Origin of the sequence: Candidatus Jettenia sp. AMX1 (assembly GCF_030263775.1) — a bacterium.
GTDB lineage: Bacteria > Planctomycetota > Brocadiia > Brocadiales > Brocadiaceae > Jettenia > Jettenia caeni.
Window position 1 is genome coordinate 1 of sequence record NZ_SZPP01000017.1, and the last position, 18,994, is coordinate 18,994.

General features: G+C 42.0%; 11 protein-coding genes. All 11 read left to right on the forward strand.

Annotated elements, in window-relative coordinates; all coding sequences use genetic code 11:
• Nucleotides 1-450: 450 nt before the first annotated feature.
• Nucleotides 451-2,775: an AsmA family protein gene (locus tag FBQ94_RS06960; RefSeq protein WP_007221041.1), complete on the forward strand. Its 2,325-nt coding sequence runs from the start codon at nucleotides 451-453 to the stop codon at nucleotides 2,773-2,775.
• Between the two features lie 11 nt (nucleotides 2,776-2,786).
• Nucleotides 2,787-4,877, forward strand: coding sequence for an acetate--CoA ligase alpha subunit (gene acs / locus FBQ94_RS06965; protein WP_007221042.1), 2,091 nt, complete (start codon nucleotides 2,787-2,789; stop codon nucleotides 4,875-4,877).
• Nucleotides 4,878-4,937: 60 nt separating this feature from the next.
• On the forward strand, nucleotides 4,938-6,008 hold the full coding sequence (locus tag FBQ94_RS06970) for a phosphotransacetylase family protein (protein ID WP_007221043.1): 1,071 nt from the start codon (nucleotides 4,938-4,940) through the stop codon (nucleotides 6,006-6,008).
• A gap of 95 nt (nucleotides 6,009-6,103) precedes the next feature.
• Nucleotides 6,104-7,951, forward strand: coding sequence for an ATP-dependent zinc metalloprotease FtsH (gene ftsH / locus FBQ94_RS06975; RefSeq protein ID WP_007221044.1), 1,848 nt, complete (start codon nucleotides 6,104-6,106; stop codon nucleotides 7,949-7,951).
• Nucleotides 7,941-9,062 carry a sensor domain-containing diguanylate cyclase gene (locus tag FBQ94_RS06980; protein WP_007221045.1) on the forward strand — a complete coding sequence of 374 codons (1,122 nt, stop codon included), beginning with the start codon at nucleotides 7,941-7,943 and terminating at the stop codon, nucleotides 9,060-9,062. Before ftsH ends, FBQ94_RS06980 begins: the two co-directional genes overlap by 11 nt.
• A 172-nt stretch (nucleotides 9,063-9,234) precedes the next feature.
• Nucleotides 9,235-11,583, forward strand: a complete 2,349-nt coding sequence (lon, locus tag FBQ94_RS06985) for an endopeptidase La (RefSeq protein ID WP_007221046.1) — start codon at nucleotides 9,235-9,237, stop codon at nucleotides 11,581-11,583.
• A gap of 18 nt (nucleotides 11,584-11,601) precedes the next feature.
• A complete protein-coding gene (locus FBQ94_RS06990) occupies nucleotides 11,602-12,063 on the forward strand; it encodes a universal stress protein (protein WP_007221047.1) in 462 nt (153 codons plus the stop codon).
• 9 nt (nucleotides 12,064-12,072) lie between these two features.
• Nucleotides 12,073-12,489: an archease gene (locus FBQ94_RS06995; RefSeq protein WP_007221048.1), complete on the forward strand. Its 417-nt coding sequence runs from the start codon at nucleotides 12,073-12,075 to the stop codon at nucleotides 12,487-12,489.
• Nucleotides 12,490-12,518: 29 nt separating this feature from the next.
• Nucleotides 12,519-13,970, forward strand: a complete 1,452-nt coding sequence (locus FBQ94_RS07000; RefSeq protein WP_007221049.1) for an RtcB family protein — start codon at nucleotides 12,519-12,521, stop codon at nucleotides 13,968-13,970.
• Between the two features lie 265 nt (nucleotides 13,971-14,235).
• Nucleotides 14,236-16,566, forward strand: coding sequence for a glycoside hydrolase family 15 protein (locus FBQ94_RS07005; protein WP_007221050.1), 2,331 nt, complete (start codon nucleotides 14,236-14,238; stop codon nucleotides 16,564-16,566).
• The gene (locus FBQ94_RS07010) at nucleotides 16,563-18,989 is read left to right on the forward strand and encodes a response regulator (protein WP_007221051.1); all 2,427 of its coding nucleotides are present in this window, start codon (nucleotides 16,563-16,565) and stop codon (nucleotides 18,987-18,989) included. Before FBQ94_RS07005 ends, FBQ94_RS07010 begins: the two co-directional genes overlap by 4 nt.
• Nucleotides 18,990-18,994 lie beyond the last annotated feature (5 nt).

The following is an 18,994-nucleotide window of genomic DNA, read 5'->3' on the forward strand; positions in this document are numbered from 1 at the left end:
GAGTTTCTCTATGAGCTGAAAATCTATTGAGGCGACCTGTGCCAGGAGAAGTTCTTTTTCCCCGGATGATATTTCATCCCACCATGTGAAGACGTGCTGCTGCTTTGCCTCAAAGGTGTTTTTAATGTGCTTCTTATAGTTTGGATACTCTTTTTCTAGTGTTTTTCTGTTCAATCTTTTATCCTCGAAAATAGAACCAGAACTATAATCCAAGACTTTGATCTTGCTAACAGGTGTATTGCAAAAACGCTTCCGATCTCCTACGCTAAAAACTTACGGGATTTACCGAAATAAATACCCGATGATTATAGGGCAACTTTCCGTACAGGGCAAGGATTTTTTATATCATACGTATTTTAACTCTTTTAAAAATTTAAACTTGAAATAAATCATGAATATCAGTAACCTTAATTATCTTATACTACCTAAAATAGCTGAAAATGGAATTTAATGAAAAGAAATTTAATTATTATCTTAATCATTATTGGTTTTATCACAGGAGGAATCGCACTAGGATATATAGGTATCAAAAGGACAACGTCAGATGAGGCAATAAAGAATCGGTTGCTAAGAATGGTAAGGGATTTTGGCGAGGCAAAGATTGATCATGCTCACATGGATTTCCTGGAAGGAATTATCATTGATAATTTTTCTTTCACCGGTACATCCGCAGATGTACAAGGCAAATCTGTCAGAATTCCTAAAATCGTTTTAAAGCACGACCCTCAAAGCCTTATGAAAGGCCGGATCAATATTAGCAATGCTATTATTATTGCGCCAGAACTAACCATCGAGAAACCTTCAGATATATGGTCTCTTCTGAATGTCATTAAAGCAAACTTTAGTAAGGCAGAAATGCCGGTTTACACAGACGCATTGCGCCACGGTATCGAGATAAGGGATTTGAAAATCCATATTAACGAAGATACACAGACAAACAGTCCGGAAATCAAGTTGTCCGGTATCAATATCACCTTTTCACCTTATGCAGGCTCTTTTAAAGATATTCATATTAACGGGAGTATCGATGATGAATTATTAGGAAATTATCTGTTTACGATGAGGCTTCATCCCGGAGTTCCAAGTCTTGATGTCGAAGCACATGCGAAAAATCTTGCACTGGATGAAACAGTTTTAGCACGGTTCCCCTATATCGGTAAAATGCTATGGGATAACTATAAACCGGTAGGGAAAATCAATGTATCCTGTATTGCTCGTTTTAATAATCAGGATAATCAGAAAAAAATGGATTACGATATCAATGTTGGCCTCAACGGTATCAGGGCTATGTATGAAGATTGGCCTTTTCTCATCTATGATTTACACGGTGATATAGAGATCAATCCTGCAAAGTTATATCTCAAGGGAATTGTAGGCTATATCAGGAGCGGAGATCACTCATCTCAAGCTGAGTTCAGAGGTGAATTTAGTCTTCACGGTTCCCAAAAGACCTTTGTGATGACTATTCCTAATCTGTTTGTGAATCAGGAATTTTTAGAAAATATCCCTGGTTCCGGTATCGGTAAGCAGATATGGTCAAAAATACGCCCAAACGGTTTAGTAGACCTGACCTTGCAATATAATGAAGGAGAACATCAGAACAGGTATAACTTTCTGGTCGTTGATTGTAAGGGTTTGGAAATTAACCCTGCTGATTTCCCCTTACCTATATTGTATTTGAATGGGCAATTCAAGATATGTAACAATATCATTTTATTCAAGAATACCAGTGGTTTTATTCAATGTGGCGATCAATCTATTTTTACTGAAATGAACGGCGTTTATGACATGAAAAGTGAACGAAAGATATTTAACCTTCATGTGCCGAATGTATTTATTACAAAGACTTTCTTAAAAAATCTGCCAAATAAAGAAATCGGTGAAAAGCTATTGACAACTCTCAACCCGAGGGGTAAAGCAGATGTCATCGCTCATTTTCAGGGCTTTAAGGATGAAAAGGACAATGACTATTCAATAGAGATTAATCTGAAAGACTGTGATATAACTGTCAGTAAATATAAAATTCCTGTTTGGGGGATAGAAGGAAGGCTGGATCTTAATAAAAAAAGACTCGTAAGTGAACGTATAAGCGCCAGATGTTACGGTGGAAATCTGGAAGGACAGCTATTCGTTAACCGGGATACCAACCCTTCCTATGAGGGGGAGTTGACTCTTTCACGAATCAATATAGAAGAAGTAGCTCATCATATTATTCAGACAGAAAAGCTGTGGTCAGGACTTCTTTATGGCAGGATTGCCTATAAGGGAAGAAGCACTGATATCAAAGATTTCTCTGCCCATGGACAAATAAACGTGACGGATGGTTCTCTCTCAGACGTTCCCATCATCCTTAATGTTTTTAACTTTCTCAGCTTGAGTTTACCCAAAAAAGAAACTTTCCATAGCGCACAAGCAACATTTATGATAAAAAACAGCTTGATTCATGTTGATAGCAGCAAAGTCTCCAGTGAGAGCGTTGAACTTAACGGACGAGGGGATATCAACTTCAATGGAGATCTCCGTTTAAATGTTGTTGCGGGATTCGATAAAAACTTTTTTTCGGAAATTCCTCTCGTAGGAAAGTTGTTTGATTTTGTAGTTGGCGGTGTACGGAGGCAACTGACTATGGTCGAAATCAAGGGTAACTTTTTCAAGCCAGAAATCCATTCTGTGCCTTTTAAACCGATTACCCGTTCTATTAAGAATGTATTTGATTTATTACCGAAAGATGAACATGATATAACTACCGGTACTGGAGAAAAACATAAAAAATAACTTTTTCATCTATGCTAGAACATTTCTTTTCACCAAAAACAATAGCCGTTATTGGCGCCTCCCGCGAGGAGGGTAAAGTAGGGCACGATTTACTCAAAAATCTGGTTAGTTACGGATATACCGGTACGATCTATCCTATAAATCCTAAAGCGGATACTATCCTGGGAATTAAGGTATATGCCAGCCTTAAGGACATTCGCGATACGATTGATCTTGCCGTAATTGTTATTCCTGCCGCCTTTGTAAAACACGGGGTAGATGAATGTATTGAGAAAGGGATCGATTCAATCATCGTTATCAGTTCCGGCTTTAAAGAAAGCGGCATTGATGGCGCCGCAAAGGAGCGGGAACTGTACCAAAAGATCAAACAGCATTCGATACGTATGCTGGGGCCAAACTGCCTTGGATTAATCAACACACAATCATCCCTGAATGCTTCTTTTGCAGCCGACATGCCTGCAGAAGGGAATATTGGATTTTTTTCGCAATCAGGAGCGCTTTGTACTTCTATTTTAGATTGGTCCATAATCGAGTATATTGGGTTCTCTAAATTCATCAGTATCGGAAATAAGACCGATATTGACGAAGTCGACCTTATAAAAGCTCTGGAAGAAGATACCTATACGAGAGTTATTCTCGGTTATCTGGAAGGGGTAAAAAACGGAACCGTATTTATCGCCTCTGCCCAAAAAGCAACCAAAAAGAAACCCATGATTATCATAAAATCAGGGGGTACCACGGCAGGCGCAAAGGCTGCTTCATCGCATACAGGGACATTAGCTGGCTCTGAAAGAGCCTTTGATGCGGCATTTAAACAATCTGGCATCTTACGGGCAAATACCATTGAAGAACTTTTTGATTATGCCAGAATATTTAGTTATCAACATCTGCCAAAAGGGCCGCGCATAGCATTAATCACCAATGCAGGCGGTCCCGGAATTATCACTGCCGATGCGGTGGAGCGTTCAAAAATAAAAATGGCAGCATTTTCCAGGAATACCATTGAAACCCTTCGTTCTTTCTTGCCGGAGATGGCAAATGTATATAATCCAATAGATGTGCTGGGAGATGCAAAGGCAGACCGATACAAATTTGTTATTGAGGAAGTGGTAAAAGACACGAATGTAGATGTGATCCTGGTTATTCTTACACCTCAAACCATGACGGAAATAGAAAAAACTGCGGAGGTGATTGGCGAAATCTCGCACCGTACCGATAAAACGATAGTAACTTCCTTTATGGGTGGTAAAAGAACCGAAAGCGCTTTTAAGATCCTGGCTCAAAAAAAGATACCAAATTATGTATTTCCTGAACGTGCAGTATCAGCTATCGAAGCTATGTACCACTATACCTTGTGGCAAAAAAAACCATTGCCAAAAATTGAGGAAATTCAGATACAAAAGGAGAATGTGTCATCTCTTATAAAGAAACTCAGACAAGCAGGGCATCCACAGTTAAACGAAGAAGAAGTAAAAGAGGTAATCTCGACTTACGGTTTCAGGATTCCAAAGAGTATTCTCGCCACTTCAGAAATAGAGGCTGTGAAAGCTGCGGAGGAAATCGGATACCCCGTTGTTATCAAAATTTCTTCTCCCGACATCCTGCATAAATCAGATTTTGGAGGAGTAGTAATAGGAGTGCAGGATCCGTCAGAAGTGAGAAAATATTTTCGCGATATTACTCAAAAGGCGCGCCGTCTTATGCCGGATGCTGAGATAAAAGGCGTCCTGGTGCAACAGATGGTCACAGGCGGCAAAGAAGTTATCATTGGGATGTCGCGTGACCCGCAATTTGGCCCACTCCTCATGTTTGGTCTTGGTGGTATTTATATAGAGGTGCTCAAGGATGTTACCTTCCGGGTAGCGCCGATTGGATCAGATGAAGCAAAAGAGATGATTCAGGAGATCCGGTCTTTTCCTCTTTTAAAGGGTGTACGGGGCGAAAAACCCGCTGATATACCTGCCATTGTGGATAGTATCATAAGACTTTCGCACATGGTAACAGATTTTCCTGAGATCGTGGAGATGGATATAAATCCCCTGGTTGTATTCCCTGAGGGTAATGGAGCAATAGCCATAGATGCGCGCATCTCGATATCATAAGGAGATTGGTCTCGTGTACATGTTGATAATATCTGTATATTTATTCCTAAGGGGGTTATCATGATACCCATATTTATTGCTTCTCTTTCAGCTTTTTCCGGGAAGAATCTTATCTGCCTTGGTTTAGGCCTAAAATTTAAAAAAGATGGATACCAGGTTGGATATTTTAAACCCGTTGGGTTTTCACCGGTTATCGTTGAGGACGTGCTTACTGATGAGGATGCTGTCTTTTTGTCAAAAGCGCTGGATGTAAACGAACCGCTCCAGTCAATTTGTCCTGTTGTGGTAACAGATGATCTCATACGACGACTGATGAAGGGTGAAGAATTACCCATTCGTCAAAAGACAATGGAAGCCTTTCGGCGGTCTTCTCTTGGAAAGGATATCATGATTACCAGAGGCTTGGGCAGGCTCTCCGGTGGCACATGCCTGCGTTTTTCAGAATTGGATTTTATCAAAGAATCTGGCGCAAAGGTAATCTTTGTAGATAAATATCAGGCTCATATCGATATGCTCGATGGATTTCTTTATGCGTCCAAAGTACTGGGAGATCAATTGCTCGGAGTCGTGTTTAATCTTATTCCTTCTGCAAAATTAGCTTTTATCCGGGAAATCCTTGTTCCATTTCTGAAAGCTAACGGTGTTACAACACTAGGGTGTATTCAAAAAGATCCGGTCCTCGGTGCGGTACCAATCAGGGAAGTGGTTCATGCCCTTAACGGAAAAATTCTTTGCTGTGAGGATAAAATGGAAGAATTAATTGAACATTTCATGATAGGAGCAATGAATGTCGAAAGCGCCTTAAGTTATTTCAGAAGGTTTTCGAATAAGGCTGTCATTACCGGGGGTGACCGTAGTGACATACATTTGGCGGCAATCGAGACGCCTACGAAGTGTTTAATCCTCACCGGAGGGCTTTATCCACACGCTTCTATTTTAGGTCGCGCCCAGGAAGCCGGTATTCCTGTCATTGTAGTTCAATCAGATACGGCAACTGCCGTTGAAACGTGCGAAAACCTGTCGGGATATATTAGTTTACACTTTAAGTCTAAGATACAACGTGCTGCCGAGGTGGTAGAGCATGAAATTGATTTTAACACTATTTACAAACAGTTGAGTTTATCGAAATAGCAGGCATGTCGATATTGCATAGTATCCAAAAAATTGGTTACGTTGGAGGTATCTCTAAATATTTAAGCGGTGTAGTCTCAATCTAAGGAGCATATATGTTCAAAGATTTCAAAAAGATAAAATTTGAAATGCCTAAGAAATTTTCCATATGGCATATTATCATTGCCTTTGGATTTTTCATTTTACTGCAAATGTACTTGATGAACCCCGGGGTAAGGAATATTACCTATAGTGATTTTAAAAAACTGGTAAAAGAGGGCAATGTCCTGGAATGTTACATCAACCATACTATGATCCGCGGTAAATTGCGGGAGGCAGAGCGTGGCACAACGAAAAATGCGGTCTTTATTACCGCCCGCGTGGAAGATCCGGATCTCGTCAGAGACCTTGAACTTATGGGTGTTAAATACGCCGGGCATTATGAGAGTCCCTGGTTTAAAACATTCTTCTTCTCCTGGGTACTGCCCTTATTAATCTTATTTGTGATCTGGCGTTTTATCTTTAAACGCTACGGACCTGCCGGCAGCATCATGACTTTCGGAAAGAGCAAGGGCCGTCTCTATGTGCAGGAAGATCTGAATGTAACCTTTGATGATGTGGCAGGAATCGATGAGGCCAAAGAAGAGCTGCAAGAGATTATAGAATTCCTGAAGACCCCGGATAAATTTCGTGCGTTAGGCGGAAAGATTCCCAAAGGAGTTTTGTTAGTCGGCGCTCCGGGAACAGGAAAGACCCTGCTTGCAAAAGCTGTAGCGGGCGAAGCCGGTGTGCCGTTTTTTAATATGAGTGGTTCAGAGTTTGTGGAAATGTTTGTCGGTGTTGGCGCTGCCCGGGTGCGGGATTTATTTAGCCAGGCAGATCAGAAAGCCCCTTGCATTATCTTCATTGACGAACTTGATGCCCTGGGCAAATCACGGGGAACAAACCCTATGGGCGGACACGATGAACGGGAACAGACGTTAAATCAATTACTGGTGGAAATGGACGGATTTGATTCAAACAAAGGCGTGATTATTATGGGTTCCACCAATCGTCCGGAAATGCTGGATAGTGCCCTCCTGAGACCTGGCAGGTTTGATCGCCAGGTGGTTGTTGACCGTCCTGACCTGCACGGTCGGGAAGCAATACTAAAGGTGCATGCGAAAGAGGTAAAACTCGAAAAAGATATTAATCTGCATTCCGTTGCAGCCATGACGCCGGGATTCGTTGGCGCAGACCTTGCCAACCTCGTTAACGAGGCAGCCTTGCTTGCAGCAAGAAGAAATAAGAAGGCTGTTGGTATGCCAGAATTTGAGGAGGCAATTGACCGTATCATGACAGGTCTTGAAAAAAAGAAGCGGCTGATGAACACAAAAGAGAAAGAGATTGTTGCTCACCACGAATCAGGACATGCATTGGTTGCCTGCTCTGTACCGCATGCAGACCCCGTTCGGAAGATATCGATGATTCCCCGCGGTATTGGCGCTCTCGGATATACTATACAAAAACCTACAGAAGACCGGTATTTGATGACAAGGGCAGAACTCCTTGACCGCATAGCTATCTTGCTTGGCGGAAGGGTTGCAGAAGAAATTATCTTCCATGAAATATCAACCGGCGCTCAAAATGATTTGGTTAAAGCTACCGATATTGCCAAATTAATGGTTAAGGAGTACGGAATGAGTGATAAGATGGGTTTAATAACGTTTGAGCAGGGCAATAGGCCGCTCTTTCTGAATGGAGGATTTACTTCTAGTAAAGAATATAGCGAAGAAACAGCACGGGAAATAGATCTGGAAATTAAGAAAATTATTGATGATTCGTTTCATCGTGTAAAGGACCTCTTGACAGGAAAAAAGGAAATATTGCAGGGTATGGCAAAAAAACTTATGGAACAAGAGGTTATTGAAGGGGAGGAGTTGAAAAAACTCTTAGAGGAGCTACACAAATCCAATGGGAAATAGAACGATAGTTAAGGCATATATCAATAAATATAAGTATTGTGCTCTTGGTGTTATCGTTGCTCTGAATTGTGCTATAGTAAGTATTTTTAGATTGGAGGGAATTACCTTCGGCCTGGTGGTCCTTGCTTTTTTCTGCACGTTACAGTTTCTCACGAAAAATGAGGAACAGAACCCACCAATCGAGGAAAAACCGGATATCGTTTCTGAAAGCTTATTGCATGAGATTATGAATGTTGTTCCAGAAGTAGTATACGTCTCCATGTTCAATGGTTCTGTAAAATATATCAGTAATGGGATAGAAAAATTTATAGGATATAAGCCGGATGAAATTTATAGAACACGAAACTTCCTGTTCCATCAGGTACATCCCGATGATAAAGAAAAAGTATCAAAGCAGATACACCTGTTACAGAAAGGAAGTGAGGCAACCGTAGAGTATCGCTTATTAAAAAAAGATGGAACCTACGTTTGGGTTTCCGATTACCTGAACACGATGAAAAATGAATGGGGCAATATAACTCATTATCATGGCATTTTGATTAATATTGATGAAAGAAAAACACATGATAAGAATTTACAAATGTTAAATACCAGAATACATCAATTAAACGATATGGTTAATCACCATGCCGTACGGGATAGCTTAACGAACGTTTATAACAAACGATATTCACTCGTAATCTTACAAAATGAGTTTAATCGCGCGCGAGCACAAAATAAACCCTTATCATGCCTTCTCATGGATATCGATCATCTTGAATATATTAATACCAGATACGGATATTTTCTTGGAAATCGTATCCTTACTGATATCGCCAAATGTCTCCAGAAAAATCTTAGTTCATCTGATGTAGTTTCCCGGTTTGGAGACGATGAGTTTTTGATTCTTTTGCCGGAGGTTACTAAGGAGGAATTAGATAGCATGTCTGTTTCACTCGTGAAAGAGATTGAGAAATGCCCTATAAAAGATGAAGAAAAAAATATCACTATTTCTTTTACCGTAACCGTAGGAATGAGCACTATTACCCCGAAGACAAAAAGCATTACCGATTTAATTGAGCAGGCAAGCAATGCACTCTATACTGCGAAAAGAACGAAAAAAAGCGCTTAAAAGATTACTCGTAATTACTCAAAAGGAGGCACAAATCGGGGTAGGGGAGAATCTTGTGTTCTGCCGGGTTAGGGAAAAGCGGAGAGGTTTTAGGATTTGCACAAAGGGTGGACGCACCCAGGGTTCGTCCCTCCTATGATCCAACAGTATTTTGAGTGCCTGCGATTACTCTATGGAAAAAGCAACATTTTCTTTTTATAAACGGGGGGATATCACGCTTCCGGAAACTCTTACTATCATCCCTCTGAAAGGCGACGTACTCTTCCCGCATTTGGTTCTTCCCCTGTCCTTAACCGGAGAAGAATTGGTAAAGATCGTAAACGAATCCCTTTCTAAAAATGAGCTTATTGGTTTTATAACACTGAGGTACCATGGTAATGCGCCAAAACCCAATGACCTTTATGATATGGGAACAGCTGCAAAGGTTGTTCGGGTATTAGAGTCTGGTCCGGATAGCGTTACTACCCTTATAGAAGGCATAGTACGGATTAAGGTTATCGAGTATATACAAACAGAACCGTATTACAGGGCGCGTGTGGAAGAGATTCGTGAATTTACTGAGAGGTCTGAAACGGTCGATGTACTCATGCAGAGTATAAAAACGCTTTTCAAATTGAGCACCATGCTGGGAAAAACCTTACCGAAAGATATTATTTCCAAAATCGATGATATTTATAATCCCTCTGTATTGGCAGACCTGGTAGCCATCTACCTGGAATTGCCCGTTGACGAAAAGCAAAAACTGCTGGAGATAACCGATCCCCAGAAACGGCTGAGGATCGTATTCCATTACCTGAACAAGGAAATACATCTCAAAGGAGTTCGGGGAAAGATTGATGAAGAAGTTGCCAAAGAAATGTCAAAGATAGAGCGGGAATACTTCTTAAGGGAGCAGCTCAAGGCTATCCAAAAGGAGCTAGGGCAGGAAGACCCCCGCAGGGAAGAAATCAATAAATTTGAGGAAAAGATTAAAGAGGCAAAGATGCCCGGGGAGGTAGAAGAAGTGGCCATTAAGGAATTGGAAAGATTAAGGGATATTAATCCTGCATCGGCTGAGTATCCGGTTTCCCGAACATATCTGGATTATCTCATTACTATTCCCTGGAACAAAAAGACCACTGATAATCTGGACATCCTTCAGGCAGCAAAAATTCTCAATGAAGACCATTATGGCCTTGAAAAGGTAAAAGAACGCATTCTGGAATTCCTGGCGGTACATAAATTAAAGGAAAAGCTCAAAGGTCCCATCCTCTGTTTTTGTGGCCCTCCGGGAACAGGAAAGACATCGCTCGGGAAATCGATTGCGCGCGCCCTTGGCCGGAAGTTTGTCAGAATATCTTTGGGAGGTATCCGTGATGAAGCTGAGATCCGGGGGCACAGGCGTACCTATGTGGGCGCGCTCCCCGGAAGGATCATGCAGGAAATCTGCCGTGCGGGATACAGCAATCCCGTATTTATGCTTGATGAGATTGATAAAGTTGGCGCAGATTTCAGGGGAGATCCTGCCTCCGCTTTATTGGAAGTATTGGATCCTGAACAAAACTCTAATTTTGTAGATCACTACCTGGATGTTTCTTTTGATCTCTCCCGTGTATTGTTTATCACGACGGCCAATATTCTTGACACGGTTCATACTGCATTAAGAGACAGGATGGAAGTTATCTATCTGCCCGGATACAGCGAAGAAGAGAAGTTAAAAATAGCGCAACAATTCCTTATTCCAAAGCAAGTGAAAGAAAACGGATTAGAAAATCATCCCATCGTATTCAAAGACCAGGCCATTTGTAAGATTATCCGTGAGTATACGAGGGAAGCAGGACTGAGAAACCTTGAACGGGAAATTGCCTCAATCTGCCGGAAAGTTGCCAAAGAGATCGCTGCCGGAGAACAGATCACAAAGGAGGTAACTCCGGAAAGCGCAGAAAAATTCCTCGGACCAAGGAAGTTTTTCTATCAGGTAACGGATGAAGAAGACAGGATCGGGGTAGTTACTGGCCTGGCCTGGACGGAAACAGGCGGGGATATTATTTTCGTAGAGGCATCCCGAATGAAGGGGGAAAAAGAATTGACCCTTACCGGACAATTGGGTGATGTCATGCAGGAGTCAGCTATCGCTGCACTCAGTTATGTGCGGAGTAATGCAAAACGAATTGGTATTGATGAGAATTTCTACGATAATTCTGAAATCCACATCCATATCCCCGCTGGCGCCATACCGAAAGATGGCCCTTCTGCCGGTATCACCATATGCATGGCGCTTATCTCACTTCTTACCGGCAGATATGCAAGGAGAGAAGTAGCACTCTCAGGAGAAATTACCCTGACAGGGACTGTTTTACCGGTGGGCGGAGTAAAGGAAAAGGTACTCGCAGCAATAAGGGCAGGGGTTACGGTGATTATGCTCCCCTTAAAGAATAAGGAAGATTTTGAAGAAATCGATAAGGAAATACGCGATAAAATACGATGTGTTTACATTCAAAAGGTTGATGATGCCATAGGCACTGTACTGATTCCGAAGTAAGAATAAGGAGGGAGATGAATGATACAGATAAAAAATATCCTTTGTCCGATAGATTACTCAATCTATTCAGAAAAAGCGCTCAGTTATGCTATTGAATTTGCAGAAAAATACGGGGCAAAGCTTTACCTGATACATGTGTTCGATATCCGTGTCTATGATATGAATGAACCGGAATTATATAGCGTTGATGTTTTCGATAAAGCTACCTTTGATAAGCTAAAGGAGCAATTGCTCAAGTGCGTAAAAGAGGATACAAAGGGTAAGATAGCAATTGAGGCTATTGTTGTACAGGGAGTCCCGTTTATGGAGATTATTAAAGCATCAAGGGAATATATGATTGACCTGATCGTGCTTGGTACGCATGGCAGGACAGGCTTGTCTCATGCAATTATGGGTAGCGTGGCAGAAAAAGTGGTACGCAAAGCCCCATGTCCGGTGCTTACTATCAGACATCCTGAACATGATTTTGTTATGCCGTAAGCTAAAAAAATGCTTAAATATATTTTGATAGACCACACTGCAGACCTTGGAATTGATGTCTTTGGATCTACGTTACCGGAACTATTCACGAATGCAGCATTTGCGATGTTTGATATTATCACAGACTTATCCAGGGTAGACAATACCATTGAATATAACCTGGAAGTCTCCGGAATAGACAAAGAACAATTACTTGTCAATTGGCTCACTGAATTGCTATACCTGCATGATGTAAAAACCCTGTTGTTTAAAAATTTTTGTATCACGGATATGAGAGATAATCAACTGCAGGCAACGATACACGGAGAGGCGTTCATCGGGAATAAACATGTAATTAATACGGAAATCAAGGCCGTTACCTATCATGGTCTGTCAATAACCCGGGAAGATCATCAATGGAAAGCGCGGGTTATTTTTGACTTATAATATGCTCTTTTCAAGGATAACGTGTTTTTATGGAAGATATGAAATATAAGATTGAGAAGATAGATTCTTACCGGTGGCGTATACCAAAAGAAGGCAAGATGCAGGTAGATGGAGTTGTATATGCTGACGAAAACATGCTGGAGGAAATCCGGAAAGATGAGAGTTTGCAGCAAGTAATAAATGTTTCCCATCTTCCCGGAATACTGCTGCATTCACTGGGAATGCCGGATATTCATTGGGGATATGGATTTCCCATTGGCGGCGTGGCCGCATTCGATATAGATACGGGTGTTGTCTCTCCCGGTGGTGTAGGATATGATATTAACTGCGGTGTACGGTTACTGAAGACAGGGCTGTATCGGGTAGAGATTATCAATAAACTGGAATCACTGGTGAATGCCTTATTTATCAATATTCCATCGGGTGTGGGGTCGCATCGCAAGGATATAAGACTTTCTCTGCAGGAAGAAAAAAATGTGCTCAAAAATGGCGCCCGATGGGCGGTTTCCCAGGGTTACGGCGCAAAAGAAGACTTAGCTTATATTGAGGAAAATGGATGTATTGCAGGAGCAAACCCAGAGTTTGTTTCAAATCGCGCCCTGGAACGCGGCCGGGCACAGCTAGGCACCCTTGGCTCAGGGAATCATTTCGTTGAAGTTGGCTATGTATCAGAAATATATAACGAGAAGATTGCCCATGTATTAGGACTTGAAAAAGACAGGGTTACCATCGTGGTACACACGGGCTCGAGAGGATTGGGTTATCAGATATGCGATGATTTTATACGGGTCATGATTGATGCGTCGAGGGAATACCATATAGAATTGCCTGACCGCCAGCTTTGCTGCGCTCCCATTAAATCACCGCAAGGGCAAGAGTATCTCTCAGCAATGGCCTGTGCTGCCAATTACGCCTTTGCCAACCGGCAGATGATTACCCACTGGGTGAGGGAATCCTTTGAAAGAACATTAAACATAAGTCCTAAAGATGCTCAATTATCTTTGCTTTACGATGTGTGCCACAATATTGCCAAGTTTGAAGAACACATGGTAGACGGCCAAAAGAAACGGGTATGTGTGCACCGGAAAGGGGCAACCCGCTCATTTCCCCCGTATCATCCTGATATTCCGGATGCATATGCGATAACCGGCCAGCCCGTTTTGATACCGGGAGATATGGGTCGTTATTCCTATGTATTGGTGGGCACTGAGAATGCTTATACAGACACCTTTGGCAGCACCTGTCATGGCGCAGGAAGGGTAATGAGCAGAAATCAGGCAATAAAGACAGCAAAAGGCAGAAGTATCGCACAGGAATTGAAAGAAAAAGGAATTCTTGTGCGCGCCGACAGCCGTGCGACTCTGGACGAAGAATTATCAGAGGCTTACAAGGATGTTGCCGAAGTCGTGAATGTTGTAGAACATGCCGGCATTAGCAGAAAAGTTGCTCAGCTAAAGCCGTTATGTGTCATCAAGGGATAACCAGCCATAGTTTCGTATTACAGGTATTTATAGTATTTAAAGGATGAAACCCGGACGTTATTACATTAGGTTGGATTTTAAAAGACAAAACCCAACGGCTTTTCACCCACTCCTCAATCCTCTCCCGAGAGGGGACTTTCCCCGATCTGCGTCGAGGACAAATTTATTCCCCTCCTGGGAGGGGTTAGGGGTGGGTTAACAGCATCATGAAAAACTTTGAAACTCCTATACATTAAAAAACTTTCTTTATGAAGGAAAAACAGAAGTGCCCCGAGATATCCCTGTCGGTAATGGTTCATTGCTGGTTACCTTTGATGCAGATTACACCATTCGCGATCTCTATTACCCGCATGTAGGAAAGGAGAATCACGCCATGGGAAACCCAAGCCGATTTGGTGTATGGACCCGGGAAGGATTTTCATGGGTAAATGCACGTGACTGGAGACTCGCATTGGGATATGTAAAAGAAACCCTGGTAACTTCTGTGCGGGCTTTTCAGGAAAAGTTAGGTCTTCAATTAGTTTGTAATGATGTTGTGGATTTTGAAAAGAATATCTATATGCGTAAGGTAACGGTGAGAAATCTGAGAGATGAGAGAAGAGAGGTCCGTCTGTTTTTTCATCAAGACCTGAGCGTCATGGAGAACGAGGTCGGTGACACCGTATTTTATGATGCGAAACTCAATTGTCTCATCCATTATAAGGGTTCCCGATACTTCTTAATAAACTGTTCTGCAGGAGATGTTTGGGGCGTTCGCGAACATGCCATTGGAATTAAGAGACATCATGGGGCAGAAGGGACATGGAGAGACGCAGAAGATGGAATCCTGGGTGGAAATCCTATCGCACAAGGCTCTGTAGACTCGACTATCGGCGTTTCTCTGGAAATTCCTCCTCACAAGGAGTCTGTTGCGTACTATTGGATTGCTGTTGGCAATACGTATCATGAGGTGGATGGCCTGAATGATATTCTTTTGAGTGAAAAACCCCAAAAAATCATCGATAGAACAGCAAGCTACTGGCATCACTGGGTGAATAAAGAGGAATTTAATTTTGGAAACTTACCACAGGATATTGTAGACCTCTTCAAGAGAAGTTTGCTTGTTGTGGCAACGCAGATCGATAACGGGGGCGCTATTATTGCTGCAAATGACTCTGATATCAGACAGTACGCAAAAGATACCTATAGTTACATGTGGCCCCGTGATGGCGCATTGGTAACCTATGCAATGCTGAAGGCAGGATATACGACGCTGTGCCGGAAGTTTTTTGATTTTTGCGCTCACGTAATTACCCCTTACAATTTCTGTGCAAGTGTTTTGATTGAAAATGGATTTTTATTGCATAAATACAATCCCGACGGTTCCTTTGGCAGTTCCTGGCATCCATGGGTAAAAGGGGAAGAAATTCACGTCCCAATCCAGGAAGATGAAACAGCATTGGTTCTCTGGGTAATCTGGCAATATTATGATATGTACCGGAAGATTGACGTAATCCGCCCTCTATATCACTCATTGATCGAAAAGGCGGCAGATTTTCTGGTAAGTTACCGGGATGAACAAACAGGATTGCCTCTTCCTTCCTATGATTTATGGGAAGAGAGACGCGGTATATTATCATTTACTGCTGCTACGGTATATGGTGGCTTGATGGCTGCAGCCAACCTTTCTGATATATTTTATCATACCGGAAAGTCTACAATATACCGCCAGACAGCGGCACAAATTAAAACAGCAATAGATCAACATCTCTATAGCGAGCAACATAAAAGATTTTTACGAATGATTTATCCTAAAAAAGAAGGTGGATATGAAATCGATGCAACCATTGACGCCAGTTTGTATGGGATGTTCGCCTTTGGAGTCTATGATCCGGATGATAGCAAGGTACAAAATACCATGAAAGCAATCGAAGAGACCTTATGGGTGAAGACGAAAATAGGAGGAATTGCCCGATATGAACAAGATTCCTATCAGCGTGTTGCTAGCGACAGTGGAATTCCGGGAAACCCGTGGATAATCTGCACCATGTGGATGGCACAGTACTATATAGCTGCAGCAAAATCTATAGAAGAGCTTGAAAAGGTAACAAACTACTTACGCTGGGCAGTATCTCGCGCTTTGCCTTCCGGTGTGCTGGCAGAGCAAATAAATCCATTTACCGGCGCACCCGTCTCGGTTTCTCCTCTGACGTGGAGTCATGCCACGGTGGTTCAAACCGTGATGGACTATCTGGAAAAATTACAGGAACTGCATACCTGCGAACAATGCGGGCGATCAATATTCCGCCGTGACAGAACAGGCCGGCAGCAGATAAAGAAATATTCCCGGACGCACTCCGCTATCGTTCCTGATCAAAAAGATATCCACTACCTTGATCAGGCAAATATAAAAAAAGAGAATGAATCCCTTGCTGTGAGTGTGGACCAAAGGCAATGCGTAGGATGTGGAATTTGTGTTCTGAACTCTCAGGGCGCTATGGATATCATTGATGATAAGGCAAAGATTATTGCTGAAAAAGCAACGACATGGGATGTTAAACCAGATTTTGAAAAATGTTGCCCTTTAGGAGCAATTACCGTAAAAAAAGAATCATGAAGATCAGACACAAACTTGTTATCCTCCTGGCCGTATTGCTCGTTATGTTGAACGGTGCAATTGCTTTTCTCATTTATAAACGGACGCATCGTGAATTTATTAATGAATTCAGGGAAAGGGCTAAGATGCTTGCTGTTGAACTGGAAGTTACCAGGAATTATCTTGCTTCCGCTTTGAAGATGTCGGAAGTCGAAATCAATGAACAAACAAAACATTTCATTCCTGCTGTTGCGACTAATGCTATTAGTAAGAAATTTGCCGAAAGAACAGGTTATCTCATCAAGCAAACAAGCCTGAGGTTCCGGAAGAAAGAGAATAGGCCAGACACCTTTGAGGAGAAAATCCTCCGGGAAATGGAGGATAACCCCAGGCTTTTAGAATACTGGGCAGATGATGTCATGGATGGGAAAAGTGTTGAACGTTACGTGTATGCCTTGCCGGTAAAAGAGGAATGTTTGCTTTGCCATGGACCAAAAGAACAAGCGCCGGAGTTTATACAAGAAAATTATGATACAGGGTATGATTATAAAGTCGGAGAAACAAGGGGAGCAATTAGTGTTATTGTCCCCAAGGAAATTGCCGAGCAACGTTTTGCGGCCGAGCTTATCTTTTTTATTACTATTGCGTCTACCAGTGTCTTATTGATCGTTGCTATTATCTTTCTGACGACGAAAAAATTCATGGAACCGATTGAGAGGTTGACATCAACGGTTACCTTTATTACAAAAACAGGCAATCCCTCAGCGCAGGTAGCTATATCATCCAAAGACGAAGTCGGACAACTCGCCATGGCATTTAATGACATGTCTACCAGGCTGCAATCTTCCTATGCAATGCTGGAACAAAGGATTGCCGAAAAGACAGCCCATTTACAAAAAGCCAATATAGAATTGGAACGGGCTAATAAATTAAAATCAGAGTTTCTGGCTAATATGTCTCATGAACTCCGCACCCCCCTGAATGCCATAATCGGTTTTGCAGAGGTATTGCGGGATAAGATAGTCGGAGAACTCAATGAAGAACAGACGGAATTCATCAAAGATATCCATAGCAGCGGCCAACATCTCTTGCAAATGATTAATGACATACTGGATCTATCCAAGATCGAGGCAGGTAAAATGGTGCTTCAATACGAGGTTTTTCTGATACCTGAAGCAATCAGCGATGTAGATACGGTCTTAAAAGGGCTTGCGGGTAAAAAGAAACTTCAGATGAAGACTATCATACAGCCGGAGGTAAATGCTATAGAAGCCGACCGGGTAAAATTTAAACAAATCTTGTATAATCTCTTATCGAATGCTATAAAGTTTACACCGCAAAACGGCTGTGTAACGACAGATGTTCGCATAGTAGACAACGAGTTGCAGGTTTCAGTGACAGACACAGGAATTGGAATGAGGCCTGAAGAGAAGGAAAAAGTATTTAAAGAATTCTGGCAGGCCGACAGCTCTTTTTCGCGAAAATACGAAGGAACCGGATTGGGGTTAGCCTTAACCAAAAGGATTGTAGGCATGCATGGGGGAACTATCTGGTTTGAGAGCGAATACGGAAAGGGAAGTACGTTTTCTTTCTCATTACCCCTGAAAGCGCAACACAAACTACCCAAACCAAAAGAGACTGAGGTAAAACCGCGACATGGAGAGCAACGCAAAGAAAAATCGGCAAAGACGATTTTAGTCGTTGAAGATGACCGTATGGCCGCAGACCTTCTTACCATGCATTTGGAGAATGCAGGCTATCGGGTAATTGTTGCTATCGACGGTGAAGATGCTATCAAAAAGGTGAAAGAGTGCCGTCCGTTTTTAATTACCCTCGATGTTATGTTGCCAAAAATAGATGGATGGGATGTCCTTTCCCAGTTAAAGAATTCTCAGGATACGGCGCATATTCCGGTAATTATTGTGTCGATTGTAGATAACAAAGAACTGGGATATAGCCTCGGCGCTGCTGAATATTTAATAAAACCTATCGATAGGAAGAGGCTCCTTCATACGGTACGTGCCTGCCTGTCGGCTGAAAAGGACAAGGACAGACCCATGAAAATATTAGTTGTAGATGATGATGAAAAGGCGGTTAAATACCTGAGTGCCCTTCTCGAAGACGCAGGCTTCGATGTAATTAAGGCATATAGCGGTAATGCAGGAATCAATCTCGCAATAAATAGCAACCCGGATCTTATTATCCTCGACTTAATAATGCCTGATATCAGCGGTTTTGATGTAGTTGAGAAATTAAGGACTCATCCAACGGCCAGGGGAATTCCTATTATTATTTGTTCTGCAAAAGATGTCACTCCGGAAGATAAAAATATATTAAATGGCAATATTTTAGCCATTGTGCAAAAGGGAAACCATACCAAGGAAGACCTTCTTTCGGCAGTTAAGAAGATAGAACAATCACATGCCAAAAAGAATGATCCTTGATTCTC